At 69.0% G+C, this 16,766-nt stretch carries 13 protein-coding genes and 1 pseudogene; 8 read left to right on the forward strand and 6 right to left on the reverse strand.

What is annotated here, in order from left to right; genetic code table 11:
• Positions 1-29: 29 nt before the first annotated feature.
• Genes Q1B08_RS09335 through Q1B08_RS22015 form a run of 3 tightly spaced genes read right to left on the reverse strand, consistent with a single transcriptional unit; the run spans position 30 to position 2,751 of the window.
• Complete coding sequence (locus tag Q1B08_RS09335) at positions 30-836, reverse strand: ABC transporter permease (protein WP_299817441.1); 807 nt, start codon at positions 834-836, stop codon at positions 30-32.
• Entirely contained in the window at positions 833-1,744 is a 912-nt protein-coding gene (locus tag Q1B08_RS09340) for an ABC transporter permease (protein WP_299817443.1), read from the reverse strand. Before Q1B08_RS09340 ends, Q1B08_RS09335 begins: the two co-directional genes overlap by 4 nt.
• Entirely contained in the window at positions 1,741-2,751 is a 1,011-nt protein-coding gene (locus Q1B08_RS22015; protein ID WP_366140002.1) for an ABC transporter ATP-binding protein, read from the reverse strand. The genes Q1B08_RS09340 and Q1B08_RS22015 overlap by 4 nt, the downstream gene beginning before the upstream one ends.
• Positions 2,752-2,986: 235 nt before the next feature.
• On the opposite strand from Q1B08_RS22015, the gene Q1B08_RS09355 reads away from it, so the two are divergent.
• From Q1B08_RS09355 to Q1B08_RS09370, 4 genes are all read left to right on the forward strand, one after another.
• The gene (locus Q1B08_RS09355; RefSeq protein ID WP_299817445.1) at positions 2,987-4,078 is read left to right on the forward strand and encodes an ABC transporter ATP-binding protein; all 1,092 of its coding nucleotides are present in this window, start codon (positions 2,987-2,989) and stop codon (positions 4,076-4,078) included.
• A gap of 79 nt (positions 4,079-4,157) precedes the next feature.
• Positions 4,158-5,270 (forward strand): extracellular solute-binding protein, encoded by a 1,113-nt coding sequence (locus tag Q1B08_RS09360; RefSeq protein ID WP_299817447.1) that lies wholly within the window; start codon positions 4,158-4,160, stop codon positions 5,268-5,270.
• A gap of 57 nt (positions 5,271-5,327) precedes the next feature.
• On the forward strand, positions 5,328-7,031 hold the full coding sequence (locus Q1B08_RS09365) for an ABC transporter permease (protein WP_299817450.1): 1,704 nt from the start codon (positions 5,328-5,330) through the stop codon (positions 7,029-7,031).
• A 9-nt stretch (positions 7,032-7,040) separates the two neighbouring features.
• Entirely contained in the window at positions 7,041-7,892 is an 852-nt protein-coding gene (locus Q1B08_RS09370; RefSeq protein ID WP_299817452.1) for an ABC transporter permease, read from the forward strand.
• 330 nt (positions 7,893-8,222) lie between these two features.
• On the opposite strand, the pseudogene Q1B08_RS09375 reads toward Q1B08_RS09370, so the two are convergent.
• Positions 8,223-9,337, reverse strand: a pseudogene (locus Q1B08_RS09375) (M24 family metallopeptidase).
• A gap of 192 nt (positions 9,338-9,529) precedes the next feature.
• Entirely contained in the window at positions 9,530-10,699 is a 1,170-nt protein-coding gene (locus Q1B08_RS09380) for an FAD-dependent oxidoreductase (RefSeq protein WP_299817454.1), read from the reverse strand.
• Positions 10,700-11,000: 301 nt separating this feature from the next.
• On the opposite strand from Q1B08_RS09380, the gene Q1B08_RS09385 reads away from it, so the two are divergent.
• From Q1B08_RS09385 to ugpC, 4 genes are read left to right on the forward strand one after another with little or no spacing between them, the layout of a single operon-like run.
• Complete coding sequence (locus Q1B08_RS09385; protein WP_299817456.1) at positions 11,001-12,290, forward strand: ABC transporter substrate-binding protein; 1,290 nt, start codon at positions 11,001-11,003, stop codon at positions 12,288-12,290.
• Positions 12,291-12,298: 8 nt separating this feature from the next.
• Entirely contained in the window at positions 12,299-13,309 is a 1,011-nt protein-coding gene (locus Q1B08_RS09390; RefSeq protein ID WP_299817458.1) for a sugar ABC transporter permease, read from the forward strand.
• A complete protein-coding gene (locus Q1B08_RS09395; RefSeq protein ID WP_299817460.1) occupies positions 13,306-14,361 on the forward strand; it encodes a carbohydrate ABC transporter permease in 1,056 nt (351 codons plus the stop codon). Before Q1B08_RS09390 ends, Q1B08_RS09395 begins: the two co-directional genes overlap by 4 nt.
• Before the next feature lie 8 nt (positions 14,362-14,369).
• The gene (gene ugpC, locus Q1B08_RS09400; RefSeq protein ID WP_299817462.1) at positions 14,370-15,425 is read left to right on the forward strand and encodes a sn-glycerol-3-phosphate ABC transporter ATP-binding protein UgpC; all 1,056 of its coding nucleotides are present in this window, start codon (positions 14,370-14,372) and stop codon (positions 15,423-15,425) included.
• A 28-nt stretch (positions 15,426-15,453) separates the two neighbouring features.
• Here the strand turns inward: ugpC and Q1B08_RS09405 are convergent, their stop codons facing one another.
• Positions 15,454-16,626, reverse strand: a complete 1,173-nt coding sequence (locus Q1B08_RS09405; protein WP_299817464.1) for a hypothetical protein — start codon at positions 16,624-16,626, stop codon at positions 15,454-15,456.
• Between the last annotated feature and the right edge of the window lie 140 nt (positions 16,627-16,766).

Consider the following 16,766-nt stretch of genomic DNA (forward strand, 5'->3'; position numbering starts at 1 on the left):
GGGGGCGCGCCGGTTCGCGGCGTCTGCGATCAGGGTTTCGTGTCCCTTCGTCGGGTCAGGACGAAGAAAGCCGTCAGAAGCGTCACGGTCAACGCCAGCAGCGCGGTCGAGATCGCGTTGACCTCGGGCGTCACGGCGCGGCGGAGCTGGCCCAGCATGTAGGTGGGCAGCGTGTCCTGCCCGGCGGACTTGACGAACTCGGTGATGATCACGTCGTCGAGGCTGATGACGAAGGCGAGCATGGCGCCCGCCGCGATGCCCGGCGCGAGGATCGGCAGCGTCACGTGGCGGAACGTCTGCCAGGGCGTGGCGTAGAGGTCGGCCGCGGCCGTCTCGAGGCTTCGGTCCATGCCCTCCAGCCGGGCGCGGATCGGCAGGTAGGCGAACGGCACGCAAAAGGCAGAATGCGCGAGGATGAGGTAGCCCAGCCCGGCATAGCCGGTCGCGACCTTCACCGAGGCGAAGACGATGAGCAGGGCCACGGCAGTCACGATCTCCGGAACCATCAGCGGCTGGTTGATGACGAGATAGATCACCCGCCGGCCGCGAAAGCCGCCCCGCCGCGTGGTGCCCAGCGCGGCCATCTTCGCGACGGCGCTGGCGATGGCCGCGGCCGAAAGCGCGATCACGACGGAGCGGAGCGCCGCGGCCTGCACCGCCGCGTTCCCGGCGGCGGCGGCGTACCATTGAAGGCTGAACCCGCCCCAGAGCGCGACCGATTGCGAGGCGTTGAAGCTGTAGACCACCATGGTCGCGATCGGCGCCCAGAGAAGGATGAGCGCGCCGACCGCGATCCAGGCGAAGCCCGGCAAAGCGGCGGGATCGAAGCGCCTCATTCCTCCGCCTCCCGTTGGGTCAGGCGTGTGAGCAGGACAAGGGCGCAGAGCACGACGAGGAGCAGGATCAGCGACAGCGCCGCGCCGAGCGGCCAGTTGCGGCCCTGCCCGAACTGCAGCTCGATGAAGTTACCGATCATCATGTTCTTGCCTCCGCCCAGCAGCCGCGGCGTGACATAGGCCCCGAGCGAGGGGACGAAGACGAGGATCGAGCCGGCCACGATGCCGGGCCGGATCACCGGCAGGACGACCCGGCGCAGCGCCTGCCAGCGCGAGGCATAGAGGTCGTGCGCAGCCTCGAGAAGTCGCATGTCGAAGCGCTCCACGGCCGCGTAGAGCGGCAGGACCATGAGCGGCAGGTAGACATAGACCATCCCGATCAGCACGGCGGCGTCGGTATAGAGGATCTGGATCGGCGTCTCGATCAGGCCGAGACCCATGAGCGCGGAGTTCAGGATCCCGCCGTTCCGGATCACCTCCATGATCGCGAAGGTGCGGATGAGGAGGTTGGTCCAGAACGGGATCGTCACCAGAAAGAGCCAGACCGCCCGGCACTCCGGCGGCCGCGTGGCGATGAACCAGGCCGTCGGCAGGCCGAGCAGGAAGGCCAGCGCCGTGGTCGCGAGCGAAAGCTTCACTGACCGCCACAAGATCGTCAGATGCGCGTCGGCCAGGGTCACGGTGTCGTCGAAGATGTCCCGCTCGAAGAGGACCTGGAACCACGCCTCCGTCGAGAAGGCCCATTGAACGCCGGAATAGGAGCCCTTCTCGAGGAACGCATAGACCACGATCACGAGGAGCGGGCCGGTCGCCCCGATCGCCAGGAGAAGAAGCGCCGGCGCGGACAGGAGCCACCCCGACCGTGCCCCGGACCGCTCGGCAGGCGTCGGCGCGGCGCGGTCCGTCATTCCGCCAACACCCGCAGGGCGCCGGGCGCGAAGGCCACGCCGTGCGGCGTGCCGGGCGGGCCCGGCGCGGCGTCGGCGGGCAGGCGCGCCGCGATTTCGGTCCCGTCGGGTAGGCGCAGATGGGCGGTCAGGTCGGCACCTTGATAGATCGTCGTCGCCAGCACCGCCGCCAGCGTGTCGGGCGCCCCGGACGCGGCAAGCGTCACCCGCTCGGGCCGGATCGCGAGCGTGACCGGTCCCGCCGCGCCGTCCGGCGCCGGCACCGAGCCGCCCGGCAGATGCACCCGGCCCTCCCGGACCTCTCCCGCCAGCACGTTCGACTCGCCGATGAAGCCCGCGACGAAGCGCGTGGCCGGCGCGTCGTAGATTTCGCGCGGCGGGCCGACTTGCAGGACACGGCCCCCCTCCATGACCGCGATCCGGTCCGACATGGTCAGTGCCTCCTCCTGATCGTGGGTGACGAAGACGAAGGTGATGCCGGTCTCGTGCTGCAGGCGCTTCAGCTCCCGCTGCATCTCGCGCCGCAGCTTCAGGTCGAGCGCGCTGAGCGGTTCGTCGAGAAGCAGCACTTCGGGCGAGGGCGCGAGGGCGCGAGCGAGCGCGACGCGCTGCTGCTGCCCGCCGGAGAGCTGCGCGGGGCGGCGGTCGGCGAACCCGTCGAGGCGCACGAGCGCCAGCATCTCGCGCGTCCGGTCCCGCGCGTCGGCGCGACCCAGCATCTCGAGCCCGAAGGCCACGTTCTGCGCCACGGTCAGATGCGGAAAGAGCGCGTAGGACTGGAACACGGTGTTGACGGAGCGGCGGTGCGGCGGGCGTCCGGTGACGTCGATGCCGCCGATCCGCACGATGCCCGAACTGGGCGCCTCGAACCCCGCAACGAGGCGCAACAGCGTGGTCTTGCCGCAGCCCGACGGGCCGAGAAGCGTGAAGAACGTCCCCCGCGCGATCGTCAGATCCACTCCGAGAAGCGCGTCGACGCTGCCGTAGCGCTTGCCCGCGCGGACCACCTCGACGGCGGGCGGGTCGGAATGTCCCGGTTCTGTCACGCGGCCGATGCTGCGCCGCGACGAAACGCTACGCAAGCGCCATCGCCGGTCCGGCGGGCCGCGGGCGCGTGCGATGCCCGATGGTCGGGCATTCGGTCCCCCGGCGCGGGGGCGTGCCCGGACGCCCCGACGAAACGGTTGGCCAACGGCTGCGGAAGTGGCACACAGGTCCGAAGCAAGGGAGGAGCCGGATCAGGTGTTGGACGGAACCGGAGCATTCGTCGAATTCGACCGCGTGCAGAAAAGCTACGACGGCGAGACGCTGGTGGTGAAGGACCTCAACCTTTCGATCGGCAAGGGCGAATTCCTGACGATGCTGGGGCCTTCGGGCTCCGGCAAGACGACCTGCCTGATGATGCTCGCCGGGTTCGAGACGGCCACGCACGGGGAGATCCGGCTGCAGGGGCGCGGGATCAACGGCATCCCGCCGCACAAGCGCGGCATCGGCATGGTGTTCCAGAATTACGCGCTGTTCCCGCACATGACGGTGGCCGAGAATCTCGCCTTTCCGCTCGAGGTCCGCAAGGTCGGGAAGGCCGAGCAGGAGTCGAAGATCTCGCGCGCGCTCGGCATGGTGCAGATGGGGGCGTTCGGCGGCCGCCGTCCGGCGCAGCTTTCGGGCGGTCAGCAGCAGCGCATCGCGCTGGCCCGCGCGCTTGTCTTCGAGCCGGAGCTGGTGCTCATGGACGAGCCGCTCGGCGCGCTCGACAAGCAGCTTCGCGAGACCTTGCAGTTCGAGATCACGCGGCTGGCGCACGAGCTCGGCATCACCGTGGTCTACGTCACCCACGACCAGACCGAGGCGCTGACGATGTCGGACCGGGTCGCGGTCTTCGACGACGGCCGCATCCAGCAACTCGCCACGCCGGACGAGCTCTACGAGCGGCCGGAGAACAGCTTCGTCGCGCAGTTCATCGGCGAGAACAACACGCTCCGGGGCAAGGTCAGCGCCATCGACGGCGGCACCTGCGTCGTGGCGCTCGACGGCGGCGGCGAAATCGACGCGGTGCCGGTCAACGTCGCGAAGGTCGGGGATCCGACGCTCGTGTCGATCCGGCCCGAGCGGGTGGAGATCGACCCCCAACTCGGCCCGGGCGCGCACACGCTCGACGCGGAGGTGCTCGAGTTCATCTACATGGGCGACGTCTTCCGCACCCGGTTGCGCGTCGCCGGACGGGACGATTTCGTCGTCAAGACGCGCAACCGCGCCGGCCAGACCCGGCTTGCGCCGGGCGACAAGGTCCGGATCGGATGGCTGCCCGCGGATTGCCGCGCGCTGAACGTCTGAGACCGGGACGGACGCGTTTCGCCCGCGCCCAGGGTGGAACGGAGAACACAAGGGCGAAGACAAACGGGAGTTTTGCGACATGAAACTGAAGTCACTGATGCTCACGACGGGCGCCGCGCTCATCGCCGTGCCGGCCCTCGCGCAGGAGATGGCCGACGAGATGACGATCGTCAGCTGGGGCGGCGCCTACCAGAACAGCCAGCTCAAGGCCTATGTGGAGCCCTACCAGGAGATGCACCCGGAGGTGGAAGTCATCTGGGACGAGAGTTCGGGCGAGGCCGTGGCCGGCATGCGCGCGCAGTCCGAGGCCGGCAACATCACCTGGGATCTCGTCGACGTGACCGCCGCCGATTCCATGCGCCTGTGCGACGAGGGGCTCGCGATGGAGGTCGACCCGGACGAGATCCTGGCCCCCGCCCCCGACGGCACGCCCGCGTCGGAGGATTTCGGCGAGGAGATGCTCGTCTCCGAATGCTTCATCCCGCAGATCGCCTATTCCTACACCTTCGGTTACCGTACCGATGTCGAGGAGTGGGAAGGGCGCACGCCCGACGAGATCTGCGACGTCTTCAACCTCGAGGAGTTCCCCGGCCAGCGCAGCCTCGAGAAGCGGCCGCACAACAACATGGAATGGGCGCTCTATTGCGACGGGGTCGCCTGGGAGGACATCTACGACACGCTCGAGACGGAGGAGGGGCAGGACCGCGCCCTAGCCAAGCTCGATACGATCAAGGACCAGACGGTCTGGTGGACGGCCGGCGCCGACACGCCGCAGCTTCTCGCCGATGGCGAGGTGGTCATGGGCTCCACCTATAACGGGCGCCTCTTCTCGGTCATCGAGGAGCAGGACCAGCCCGTCGCGATGCTGTGGGACGCGCAATCCTACGACCTCGACGGCTGGGTCATCCCCGAGGGCCTCGACGAGCCGGCGCTGAACCGCGTGAAGGACTTCCTGTACTTCGCTACCGACACGCAGCGGCTCGCCGACCAGGCCGCCTGGATCAGCTACGGCCCGGCGCGCAAGTCCTCGGCCCCACTCGTGGGTCAGCACGCCGAACTCGGCATCGACATGGCGCCGCACATGCCGACCAACCCCGACAACGCGTCCAACGCCTTCGTGCAGAACTACGAATGGTGGGCCGATTACCGCGACGACCTGGATTCGAAGTTCCAGGCCTGGCTCGCCCAGTAAGGCAACCGGCGGGGGCGGCGCGCGTCGCCCCCGCACCCCGCGCGGGAGGGCCCACCGATGACCGACGCCACGCACGGGCCGGACGCCGTCACCGGAGTGACGCCCGATACCGGCCTCCGCATCGCGGAACAGCGCGCGGGCGGCGAGATGGTCGCCGCCGACGGCACGCCCCTGAAGCGGAGCCTGAACCGCGCCCTGCGCCGCGAGAAGCTGCGCGCACTCGCGCTCGTCGCGCCGCTCTTCCTGTTCATCGTCGTGACCTTCATCGCGCCGATCGCCGACATGCTGTTTCGCTCGGTCGAGAACCAGATCGTGAGCGAGACGCTGCCCCGCACCGTCGTCGCGCTGGAGGATTGGGACGGGGACGACATGCCGGAGGAGCCGGTCTTCGCTGCGCTGGCGCAGGACCTCGCGATCGCCGTCGAGCTGAAGAACCACACCCGCCTTGGCTCCCGCCTGAACTACGAGACGACCGCCGCCTCCTCGCTGTTTCGCAGAACGGGGCGCGGCGCGGACGATATCGGCGAAGACGCGGCCGACCGGTTCGTCGCGCTCGACCCCGCCTGGGAGGAGCCCGCGACCTGGGTCGGACTGATGGCCAGCCCGGACTGGATCGAGGCGCAGGCCGAATGGGCCGCCGGGGCCGACGACGATGCGGGCCCCGAGCCGCGCTTCGAATTGCGCGACGGCGTGGCCGACGCCCTGCCGCGCGCGGCGGACATGTACGCGGCCTTCGCCCGCGTCATCCGCACCGAGGACGGCGACAGCCCGACCGAGGAGGAGCCCTGGCCCATCGTCTGCCGCGCGCTCCACGGCGACCTCATCGCGAACCCGGACGCCGCCGCGGGCTTCGATGGCGCGAACGCCCAGCTGCTCGCAGCGGCGGCCGAGGCGGCGCCGGCCTTCGAGGTGACGGGGTTCCGCGACACGTTCCTCGACATCGACGAGGACTGGGGCGACACGACGATCTGGGAGACCATCAAGGCGTTCTCCAGCCCCTACACCGCCGGCTACTTCCTGTCCGCCGTCGACCTCCAGCTCACCGCCGACGGCGTCGCGCGGCAGCCGGAGGACCGGCAGATCTACGGCCTGCTCTTCGGCCGCACGCTGTTCATGTCGCTCACCATCATGGGCTGCTGCGTGCTGCTGGGCTATCCGATCGCGTTCCTGCTCGCCAACCTGCCGATGCGCAGCGCCAACCTGCTCCTCATCCTCGTGCTCCTGCCGTTCTGGACCTCGCTCCTCGTACGGACCTCGGCCTGGAAGGTGCTCTTGCAGCAGCAAGGCGTCATCAACGACCTCCTCGTCTGGTCGGGGATCATTTCGGACGGGGGACGGCTCGCGCTCATCAACAACCAGACCGGCACGATCATCGCGATGACGCACATCCTGCTGCCGTTCATGATCCTGCCGCTCTATTCGGTGATGAAGACCATCCCGCCCTCCTACGTGCGCGCCGCCAAAAGCCTCGGCGCCACGAACTTCACCGCCTTCCGCCGTGTCTACTTCCCGCAATCCGTCCCGGGGATCGGCGCGGGCTGCATCCTCGTCTTCATCCTGTCGATCGGCTACTACATCACGCCGGAGCTGGTCGGCGGCACGACCGGCACGTTCATCTCGAACCGGATCGCCTACCACATCTCGCAATCGCTGAACTGGGGCCTTGCCGCCGCACTCGGAACGATCCTGCTCGCCGTGGTGCTTGTGCTCTACTGGCTTTACGACCGCATCGTCGGCATCGACAACGTCTCGCTGGGTTAGGAGCGGCGCATGGTACTTCCCCCCTACGCAACGCTGGGCCAGCGGATCTGGCACTACACGTTCCTCGTGATCTGCGGTCTGATCTTCTTCTTCCTGATCGCGCCGATCCTCACCATCATCCCGCTCAGCTTCAACGCCGAGAACTTCTTCACCTTCACCCCCGGCATGCTGGCCCTGGACGGCGACGCCTATTCCCTCCGGCACTACCGCGACTTCTTCCAGAACCCCGACTGGCAGCAGGCGCTGTCGAACTCGGTGCGGATCGCGCCCGCCGCGACGCTGATCTCGGTCGGGCTCGGAACGCTGGCGGCGATCGGCCTGTCGCAAGGTCACGTTCCGTTCCGCCGGGCGATCATGGTGGTGCTGATCTCGCCGATGATCGTGCCGCTCATCATCTCGGCGGCGGGGATGTACTTCTTCTACTCACGCGTCGGCCTGCAGGGCAGCTATCTCGGCGTGGTGTTGGCCCATGCCGCGCTCGGCACGCCCTTCGTCATCATCACCGTGACGGCGACGCTCGTGGGCTTCGACCGCTCGCTCACCCGCGCGGCGGCCAATCTCGGCGCGGGGCCGGTCCGGACCTTCTTCAAGGTGCAGATGCCACTGATCCTGCCGGGCGTGATCTCGGGCGGGTTGTTCGCCTTCATTACCTCCTTCGACGAGGTGGTCGTGGTGCTCTTTGTCGGCTCGGCCGGGCAGAAGACGCTGCCCTGGCAGATGTTCATCGGCCTGCGGGAGCAGATCTCGCCCACGATCCTCGCGGTGGCGACGATCCTCGTGGCGGTCTCGATCCTGCTGCTCGCGACCGTCGAGATCCTCCGCCGCCGGTCGGAGCGCCTGCGGGGCCTGTCGCCGGCCTGATCGCTTTGTCCGCGACCGCGCATCGCGCATCACGGCCACCGCGTCATATCCCCGGCAGGGCCAGCGCGGCCACGCAATGCCAAGCCGCACCACTCCCGGACATGGCGCGCCATGAGGAAACCGTTTATCCTTGCTGCGACTTCCGGCGGCGCCAAGCCGGTCTCGGGCAGGATCCGGATCCGCGCGATCCCGCCGCCCCGCGCCACCGTGTGTGGGGGATGCGTAGGGTTCCCCATGCGCTTTCGTCCCGGCTCCAGGGCAGGACGGGATGGCCGTGACGCGCCCCATCCACGTCGAAGGGCACGTCGGTCGTGATCGGACTTGGCCGGGTCATTTGACCCACAACCCTGTCGGCGTGCGGCAGAGCCGCTCCGCGCCGTTTTCCGTCACGAGGACCGGTTCCGTCATCTCGATCCCCCCGTCGTCGAGCCAGAGGGCGGGCATGAAGTGGAACACCATGCCCGGCTCCAGCACGGTCATGTCGTCCCCGCGGAACGACATCGTCCGCTCGCCCCAGTCGGGCGGGTAGGACAGGCCAATGGAGTAGCCGCATCGGCTTTCCTTCTCGAAGCCCGCCGCGTTCAGCCAGCCGTTGAAGGCCCGGGCGACGTCGCCGCAGGTATTGCCGGGGCGGAGCGCCGCGAGCACCGCCTCCTCCGCGCGGCGGAAATGCGCGGCGGGCTCGCCCAGGAACAGGGTGCGGGATTGCGGGCAATGGTAACGGCGATGCACGCCGGCGATCTCGAAGAACGTGGCCTCCCCCGGCGCGAGCGGCCGGTCGTCCCAGGTCAGGTGCGGCGTCGTCGCGTCGAGCCCGGAGGGCGCCATCGGCACGATCGCGGGGTAGTCGCCCCAATGGCCATCCGCCCCTTCGATTCCCGCGCGATAGATCTCGGCGACCAGCGTGTTCTTCGGCAGGCCGGGTGCCGCCATCTCGCGGATGGCCGCGTGCATCCGCTCCACGATCCGCGCGGCCCGGCGCGGCGCAGATAGACAAGCTCCGCCGGACTCTTGCGCGCCCGGCACCAGTTCACGAGCCCCGTCGCGTCCCGCAACGCGCCCAGCCTCCCGGCGAGGACGGCATGAGCCTTGGCGGAGAAATAGTAATTGTCCATCTCCACGCCGATCGTCCCGCCGTTCGCCGCGCGGCGCAGAAAGGGGGCGAGCGTCTTCATCGGATGCGCATCGGGATTCTGGACGTAGATGTCGGAATAGCTCTCGATCTGGGTCGTCGCCATCCAGATGGTGCGAAGCGCCCCCGCCGCATCCATGCCGCGTCCCCACCAGACGGGATCCGCGTCCAGCGAAAGGACGACGCCCTGATGGACGTAGAAAGACCACCCGTCGTAGTCGGTCAGCCAGTTCATGTTCGACGGGTCGGTCACCAGCACCGCCGCCAGTCCCCACCGCTCCATCGCCGTTCGCGCCTTGGTCAGGCGGTTCAGGTATTCCGCCGTCGGGAAGTTGGCGTCCTGCAGGGATGTGCCGTCGGGTCGACGCCCCGCTGGCCGGACGCTTCCGTGATCGGCAGCGACAGCGGCGAAGGGCGTGTCTGACGACGCCTGTCGGCCCTCCGGTCGCGTCCCTGTCCGGGCGACGCTATCATCCGGGGCGCCCGGTTCAAGCGCCACCGCGGCTCAGACGGCGGCGAGGTCGTAGCCGGCGGCGTCGAGCGCGGCGCGGGACACCGGTCCCGAGGCCAGCCGCCGCCGCGCCTGCATGTGGGTGCGCGCGTCGTTCACCGTTTCGACCGCGGCCAGCCGGTCGCCCGCGAAGCGGAACACCGCGCCGTTCGGGCGCAGGACGCTTCCGTCCCCGGGCTCCGCCAGCCCCGCGATCTGCAGCTTGGCATCGGCCTGATCGGACCAGAACCACGGCACCGCGTCATAGGGATCCGTCGCGTCCTTGGCGAGCCGTTTCGCGATCAGGCGGGCGTGGTCGGTCGCTGCCTGCACGCTTTCCAGCCGGACCGGGCGATCGGTGGCCGGATCGGGAAAGACGGCGCAATCCCCCAGCGCGCTGATGGCCGGATCGACCGTCAGCATCCGCGCATCCACCACGACGCCGTTGCTGACCGGCAGGCCCGCCTCGGCCGCGAGCTCCGCGTTCGGCACCACTCCGGTGGCGAGCAGCACGAGATCCGCCTCGATCCGCGCCCCGCTCTGCAGGATCACGGCGTCCGCCGTCACCTCGACGGCCGGGTCGCCGAGATGGACGTCGTTGCCGAGGTCGCGGTGCAGCGCGAGGAATCGCTCGGACATCTCGGGCGAGACCACGCGCGCCATCAGCCGCGGCGCCGCCTCCGCGATTGCGACCGCATGGCCGAGCCCGCGCGCGACCGCCGCGAATTCGAGCCCGATGAATCCGCCCCCGATCACCGCGCAGCGCCGTGGCCGGTTGAGAAGCGCGCGCAGGCGAACCGCGTCCTCGAGCGTTCGAAGGTCGAGCGCGCGTTCGAGGCCGGGGATCGGCGGCCTCAGGTTGCGCGTGCCCGTGGCGAGGATCAGGTGGTCGTAGGGATAGTCCGACCCGCCAGCATGGACGATGCGCCCGTCGCGGTCGATGCGCTCGACCCGCGTGTCGGGGACGAGCCGGATGTTCTGCGTATCGAAGAAGACCGCCGGTCGCAGGGCGAGGGCCTCCGCCTCGCCGCCCTTGAGATAGGCCTTGGACAGGGGCGGTCGCTGATAGGGCAGGCCCGGCTCGGCGCCGATCAGGGTGATCGGGCCGGCATGGCCCTCCTGCCGCAGGCTGATCGCGGCCTGCAATCCGCCCTGCCCGGCGCCGACGATGACGACGGCCGTCATGCCCCGGCCCCGCCCTGCCGCCGGACCATTCCCGAACCGCGATGCGCTTTCCCGACCATCGAACTGCCCCCCTTCGGCGAAACCGGATGGGGTCTGAAACAGCATGCCGCCTGCCGCAAGGCAACCGGCACCCGGCCCTTGCCGCCCCGGGTTCGAATCGAGCGCGGGACACAGGGGGGCGACAAAAGCGTCGAAGGGCCTTTACGGTCGCCGGGGAGCATACGATCCTCCGCCGCTGCCTGCCCGGAAGCGAACCGGGCCGCGCGGACGGAGCGACGATGCAACAACAGGGAGGACGACCATGACCGAAACGAAACTGACCTGCGTCGCGGCGATGGCGCTGGCCGGACTCGGCACGGCCGCATCGGCGCAGGACGCCACGGAATTGCGCATGATGTGGTATTCCGACGGGATCGAAGGGGAGATCATGGCGGATCTGCTCGAGCGATTCGAAGCGGAGCATCCCGGGATCGACGTGGTTCTCGACAACGTCGCCTATCAGGTAACGCAGGAGCAGTTGCCCATCCAGCTCGCCTCCGGGCAGGGTCCGGACATCGCGCGCGTCGCGTCGAACCTGAAGAGCGACAGCGAGCACTGGCTCGACCTGCGCCCCTATCTCTCGGACGAGGAGACCGCCTACTGGGAGGAGAACTTCGGCGCGCGCTTCGACTGGATGCGGCCCGACGGCTCCGACGCGATCCCGGGCTTCCTGACCCAGCTCACACTGACGGGCGGCTTCGCCAACGCCACCCTCTTCGAGCAGGCGGGCGTCGAGTTGCCCGGCCCGGACGCGACTTGGGACGACTGGATCGAGGCGTCCCGGGCCGTGGCCGAGGATCAGGGCCTGCCCGCCGCCTTCGCGATCGACCGCTCCGGGCACCGCATCTCCGGGCCGAACGCCTCGTTCGGGGCCGACTACATCGCCGAGGACGGGTCCCCCGCGCCGGTCGACGCGGCAACGCTCGAATTCGCCGGCCGCCTCGTGAGCTGGGCGGAGGACGGAACGATGCTGCCCGATACCTGGGTGTCGGCGGCCGGCACCACCTATCGCGACGCGCGGGAGAGCTTCGTCAACGCGCAGGTGCCGTTCTGGTATTCGGGTTCGTGGCAGGTCGCCTTCCTGTCGGAATCGATCGGCGACGCCTTCGACTGGGTGGCCGTCGGCTCGCCCTGCGGGCCCGAGGGCTGCTCCGGCCTCGCTGGCGGCGCCGGGCTGGTGGCGGTGAAGTACACCGACCACCCCGAAGAGGTCGCGACGCTGATGGACTGGCTCGCCGGCGAGGAGATCGTCCGCGAATTCTCCAAGCGGACGCTGTTCCTGCCGGCCCATGCCGGCATCGTCGAGGCCGGGGGGCTCGATTTCGCCTCCGAGGATCCCCTCGTGCCGCCCGCGCTCGACCGCTTCGTTGAGGCCTCGGGCGAGACCCTGCCCCTGGCCGACGCGCTTCCCGCATGGGAATGGGCGGGCATCTATTACGGCGCCCTCGTCGCACGCATCAGTCAGGTGATGGCGGACGAGATCTCGATGGAACAGGCGCGGGAACTGATGGATCGGGACATCGCCGACGCTGTCGAGAACGCGTCGCAATAGTCCCGCGCATGGCCGCCCTCCCCGCAAAGCTCGGCGTCGTCGTCACGGCGCCGCTCGTCCTTCTCGCCCGCGCCGTCGATCCCCCGCTCCGGTGGTGGCAGCGCATGGCGGGACAGGGCGGGATGGCGGCCGTGTTCCTGCTGCCGAACCTCGCCATCTTCGGCGTCTTCGTGCTGTTCCCGCTCGCGCTGAACTTCGTTTATTCGACCACGGCGGGCACCGACATCCTCCTTCAGGGGCGCAGCTTCGTGGGAGGCGCGCAATACGCGCGACTGCTCGAATGCCGGGACTACCTGGACCCGCTCACCTGCCGGGAGGACACGTTCTGGACGGCGGCGGCCAACACCCTCGTCTTCGTCGTCCTCCAGGTCACGATGATGGTGGTCGTCTCCACGATCACCGCGCTGATCCTGAACCGCGAGATCCGCGCTCGCGGCTTCTTCCGCGCGGTGTTCTTCTTTCCGGTCCTGCTTTCGCCCGTGGTCGTGGGCCTGATCTGGCGCTGGATCCTCCAGCGGCAGGGCCTTCTGAACCTCGTCATGGTCTCGCTCGGCCTGGAACCGGAGGTCTGGCTCAACGACCGGACCTATGCCTTCGCCGCCACGATCGGCGTATCGGTCTGGGCGCATATGGGCTTCTACACGCTGATCCTGCTCGCGGGGCTGCAGGCCATTCCGAAGGATCTCTACGAGGCGGCCGAAATGGACGGCACGCGGCCCGCGCGTGTCTTCTGGCGCATCACCCTGCCGCTTCTGGGGCCGAACCTCGCCGTCGTCCTCGTCCTGGCCCTCATCCGCGGGGTGCAGATCTTCGACGAGGTCTACGTGCTGACCGGCGGCGGGCCGGGCACCTCGACGCTCTATCTGACGCAATACATCTACGAGGTCGGCTTCGCCTCGGTCCTGCGCAACCCGGGACTGGCCGCGGCCGCCTCGATCCTCATGGGACTTGTCCTCGTGGTCCTGACGCTGTGCCAGCTCTGGCTGTCGCGGCGGGGCGAGGCGAAAGGCGCGAAATGAGGCGTGTCGTCTCCTTCCTCGCGCGCCGCCGCGGCCATGGCGGGCGCTGGCACTGGACCGATGCGGTGACGTGGCTCTGGCTTGTGGGCGGAACGGTGCTGATGTTCGGGCCCGCGCTCTGGCTCGTCGCCTCCTCCTTCAAGGGCCCGGCCCAACTCGCCGAATTCCCGCCGACGCTCCTGCCCTACGAGCAGATCGTCGTGCAGGTGGAGGGCCACGACGCGCCGCTGCCGCTCTACGAGGTGGCCGGACCCCACGGCACGACCCGGCAGCTGGCCGAGATCCGCCGCATCGGCACGAACGCGCAGATGGTCGATCCGACCGACCCGGACACGCGCCTGAACGTCGACATCGCCGCGCGCACCCCCATCCGCGAGATCGGGCTCGCGCTCGACAACTATGTCCAGCCGCTCGTCGCCAACGACTTCCTGCGGTTCCTGTGGAACTCGGTCTTCGTCACGGTGATGGCCACGCTCATCACCCTGCTGACGAACTCGATGGCCGCCTTCGCGCTGTCGAAATACCGCTTCCGCGGCCGCGACGCGGTGATGCTCCTGATCGTCGCGACGCTGATGGTGCCGCTCTCGGTCATCCTCGTGCCGCTCTATTCGGTGGTGAACGCGACCGGCCTTCTCGACTCGCTCTGGGGCGTGATCCTGCCCACCGTGGCGACGCCGACCGGTGTGTTCCTGCTGCGTCAGTACATGCTGACCATCCCCGACGAGCTTCTCGAGGCCGCTCGGATGGACCATGCCTCCGAATGGCAGATCTACTGGCGGATCGTGCTGCCACTCGCCGCCCCCGCGCTCGCCGTACTCGCCATCTTCTCGGTCGTGTGGCGCTGGAACGACTTCCTATGGCCGCTGATCGTGCTGTCCCGGCGGGAGACCTACACGTTGCAGGTCGGGCTCAACACCTATGCGGGGGAACTCAACGTGCAGTGGCATTACATCCTCGCCATGACCGTCGTGACGATGATCCCGGTGGTGCTCGTCTTCGTCTTCCTGCAGCGGTTCATCACGACCGGCATCGCCGGCGCCGGGATCAAGTAAGGGACCACATGGGTCGCATCACGCTCAACGATATCCGCAAGCGCTTCGGCACGACCGAGGTCATCCACGGCGTCGACCTCGAGGTGGGAGAGGGCGAGCTCGTCGTCTTCGTCGGGCCCTCGGGCTGCGGCAAATCTACGCTGCTACGCCTCATCGCAGGGCTCGACCAGCCGACATCCGGCACGATCGAGATCGACGGACGCGACGTGACCCGGGTTTCGGCGGCCGACCGTGGCCTCGCCATGGTGTTCCAGTCCTACGCGCTCTACCCCCACATGACGGTGCAGCAGAACCTGTCCTTCGGGTTGCAGAACACGAAGATGGCCCGGGACGAGGTCGGGCGCCGCGTGTCCGAGGCCGCGCGGATGCTGGAGATCGAGCCGCTGCTCGAACGCCGCCCGACGCAGCTTTCGGGCGGACAGCGCCAGCGCGTCGCCATCGGCCGCGCCATCGTGCGCGAGCCGGCGGCGTTCCTGCTCGACGAGCCGCTCTCCAACCTCGACGCGGAGCTTCGGGTGACGATGCGCGCCGAGCTCGCGCAGCTGCACGACCGGCTGACGACCACCATGATCTACGTCACCCACGATCAGGTAGAGGCGATGACGCTCGCCGACCGGATCGTCGTTCTGCGCCATGGCCGGATCGAGCAGGTCGCCACCCCGCTCGACCTTTTCAACCGGCCGGCCAACCTGTTCGTCGCGGGCTTCATCGGCGCGCCGAACATGAACCTCTTCACCGCGACCGCGCAGGACGGGCAAGCGGCGCTGCCCGGCGGCCTCGCCGTTCCGGTGCCGCGGAACGGGCCCTGCACCATCGGCATCCGCCCCCAGCACCTGCATCCCGCCGAAGCGGATGCGTCGGCACTCGAAGGTCGCGTGACGCTGGTCGAGGCGCTCGGCACGGAAACGGTCGTTCATTTCCGCACCGCCGACGGCACCGACGTCATCACCGTCATGGCCGGTCAGCCGGGCATCCGCCTCGGCGACACGATCCGGCTGGCGCCCGATCCGGGCCAGATCCACCTGTTCGACGCCGACGGGGATCGGATGGACAACAACGTCTGAGCCACCCGCCCTCCCGTGGAAGGCGGTGCTATTGTCGGTCGAACGCCCGGCCCGAAAGCGTCTGGCAATCCTCGGACCCGTCCGGCGTGTCGAGGCGGAACCCCGTCGGTTCGAACACGATGGCGCAGGTCATCGGAAACGCGAAGCCTTCGGCCGGCGACGCGACCTCGCTCAGGGTCAGCATGTCGTTCTCATAGCCATATCGTCCGGCCATTCCGGCGCCGCCCTCAGGCGTCATGGTGAATCCGCCCTCCGCATCGAACGTCGCGGCGATCCCGTCGGCCGTGTAATTCCCCGGCGTGAGGCCGACGGCACGTCGGTCGGTGATCGCGGCCCCCTGCTCCTGCAGTTCGGAGATGCGGCGTTCCATCTCCTGCAGGTCGTCCGAGCGCGTCGACAGGGTCTGCGACAGATCCGTCACCTCCTGCTGGAGCGCATCCCTCTGGGCTTGTGCCGCGGCGGTGTCGCCGGCGAGTTCCTCGCGACGCTCGGCGAGTTCGGCCACGGCGGCTTCGAGACCGCTGCGCTCCTCGGCGATTGCGTTCAGCTCGGACCGCGCACGGTCCAGTTCCGCGCGCAGCGACGCTTCGGCGTCGCGCGCTTCCTGCACCTCCGCTTCGGATTGCGCCGCCTGCTCGGAAAGATCCGCCGCCTCGGCGGTCAGCTCCGCGACGTTTTCCTGCAACGTCGCTTCCTGCGCGCGGGCTTCCTCCAGCCGGGCCCCGACCGTGGCCAGCTCTTTCGTCCGCTCGGCGACGTTCTGCTCGGCCTCAGCGATCAGCCGGTCCTGATTTGCCAGACGCTCGTCGATCGGCGCGATTTCGGTGCGGATCCGCTCCAGCCGCGCCTGCTCCTCCGGCAGTGCCCCGCGCACCTCCTCGAGCTCCGCGGTCCGGGCAGATAACTCTTCCGTCGTGGCCTGCAACTCCTCGCCGGTCTGCGACAGGTCGTTGCGAGCGGTGGCCAGATTGCCTTCGATCTCCTCCAGCGCGCCGCCGGCCGCCTCGAGGCTTTCGAGCTGCTGGGCGACCTGCAATTGCCCTTCCTCCGCGATGCGCAGCTCGTCCTCGAGCTCCGTGCGCATCTCGGCGCGCGAGATCAGCAGGAAAATCACCGCGATCCAGCCGAGCGCTGCGGCGAAAAGAAGGATGAAGGTGATCGGACGTCGCAATTCGCGCCGAATGTTCGATGTCGTGGCCACTGGCATTCCCCCGGGTTCAACGAGAATAATTCGCGACCGGGGCGCGGGTTCCGTTGATCCGACCCCGCACCTCCCTGTCCAGACGTTCCGCGGTTGCGCCCGGCGGCGTGCCGAGGCCGGTTTGCGGGCCCGGCGCGCGC

It is taken from the genome of uncultured Jannaschia sp., from assembly GCF_947494025.1.
Classification (GTDB): domain Bacteria; phylum Pseudomonadota; class Alphaproteobacteria; order Rhodobacterales; family Rhodobacteraceae; genus Jannaschia.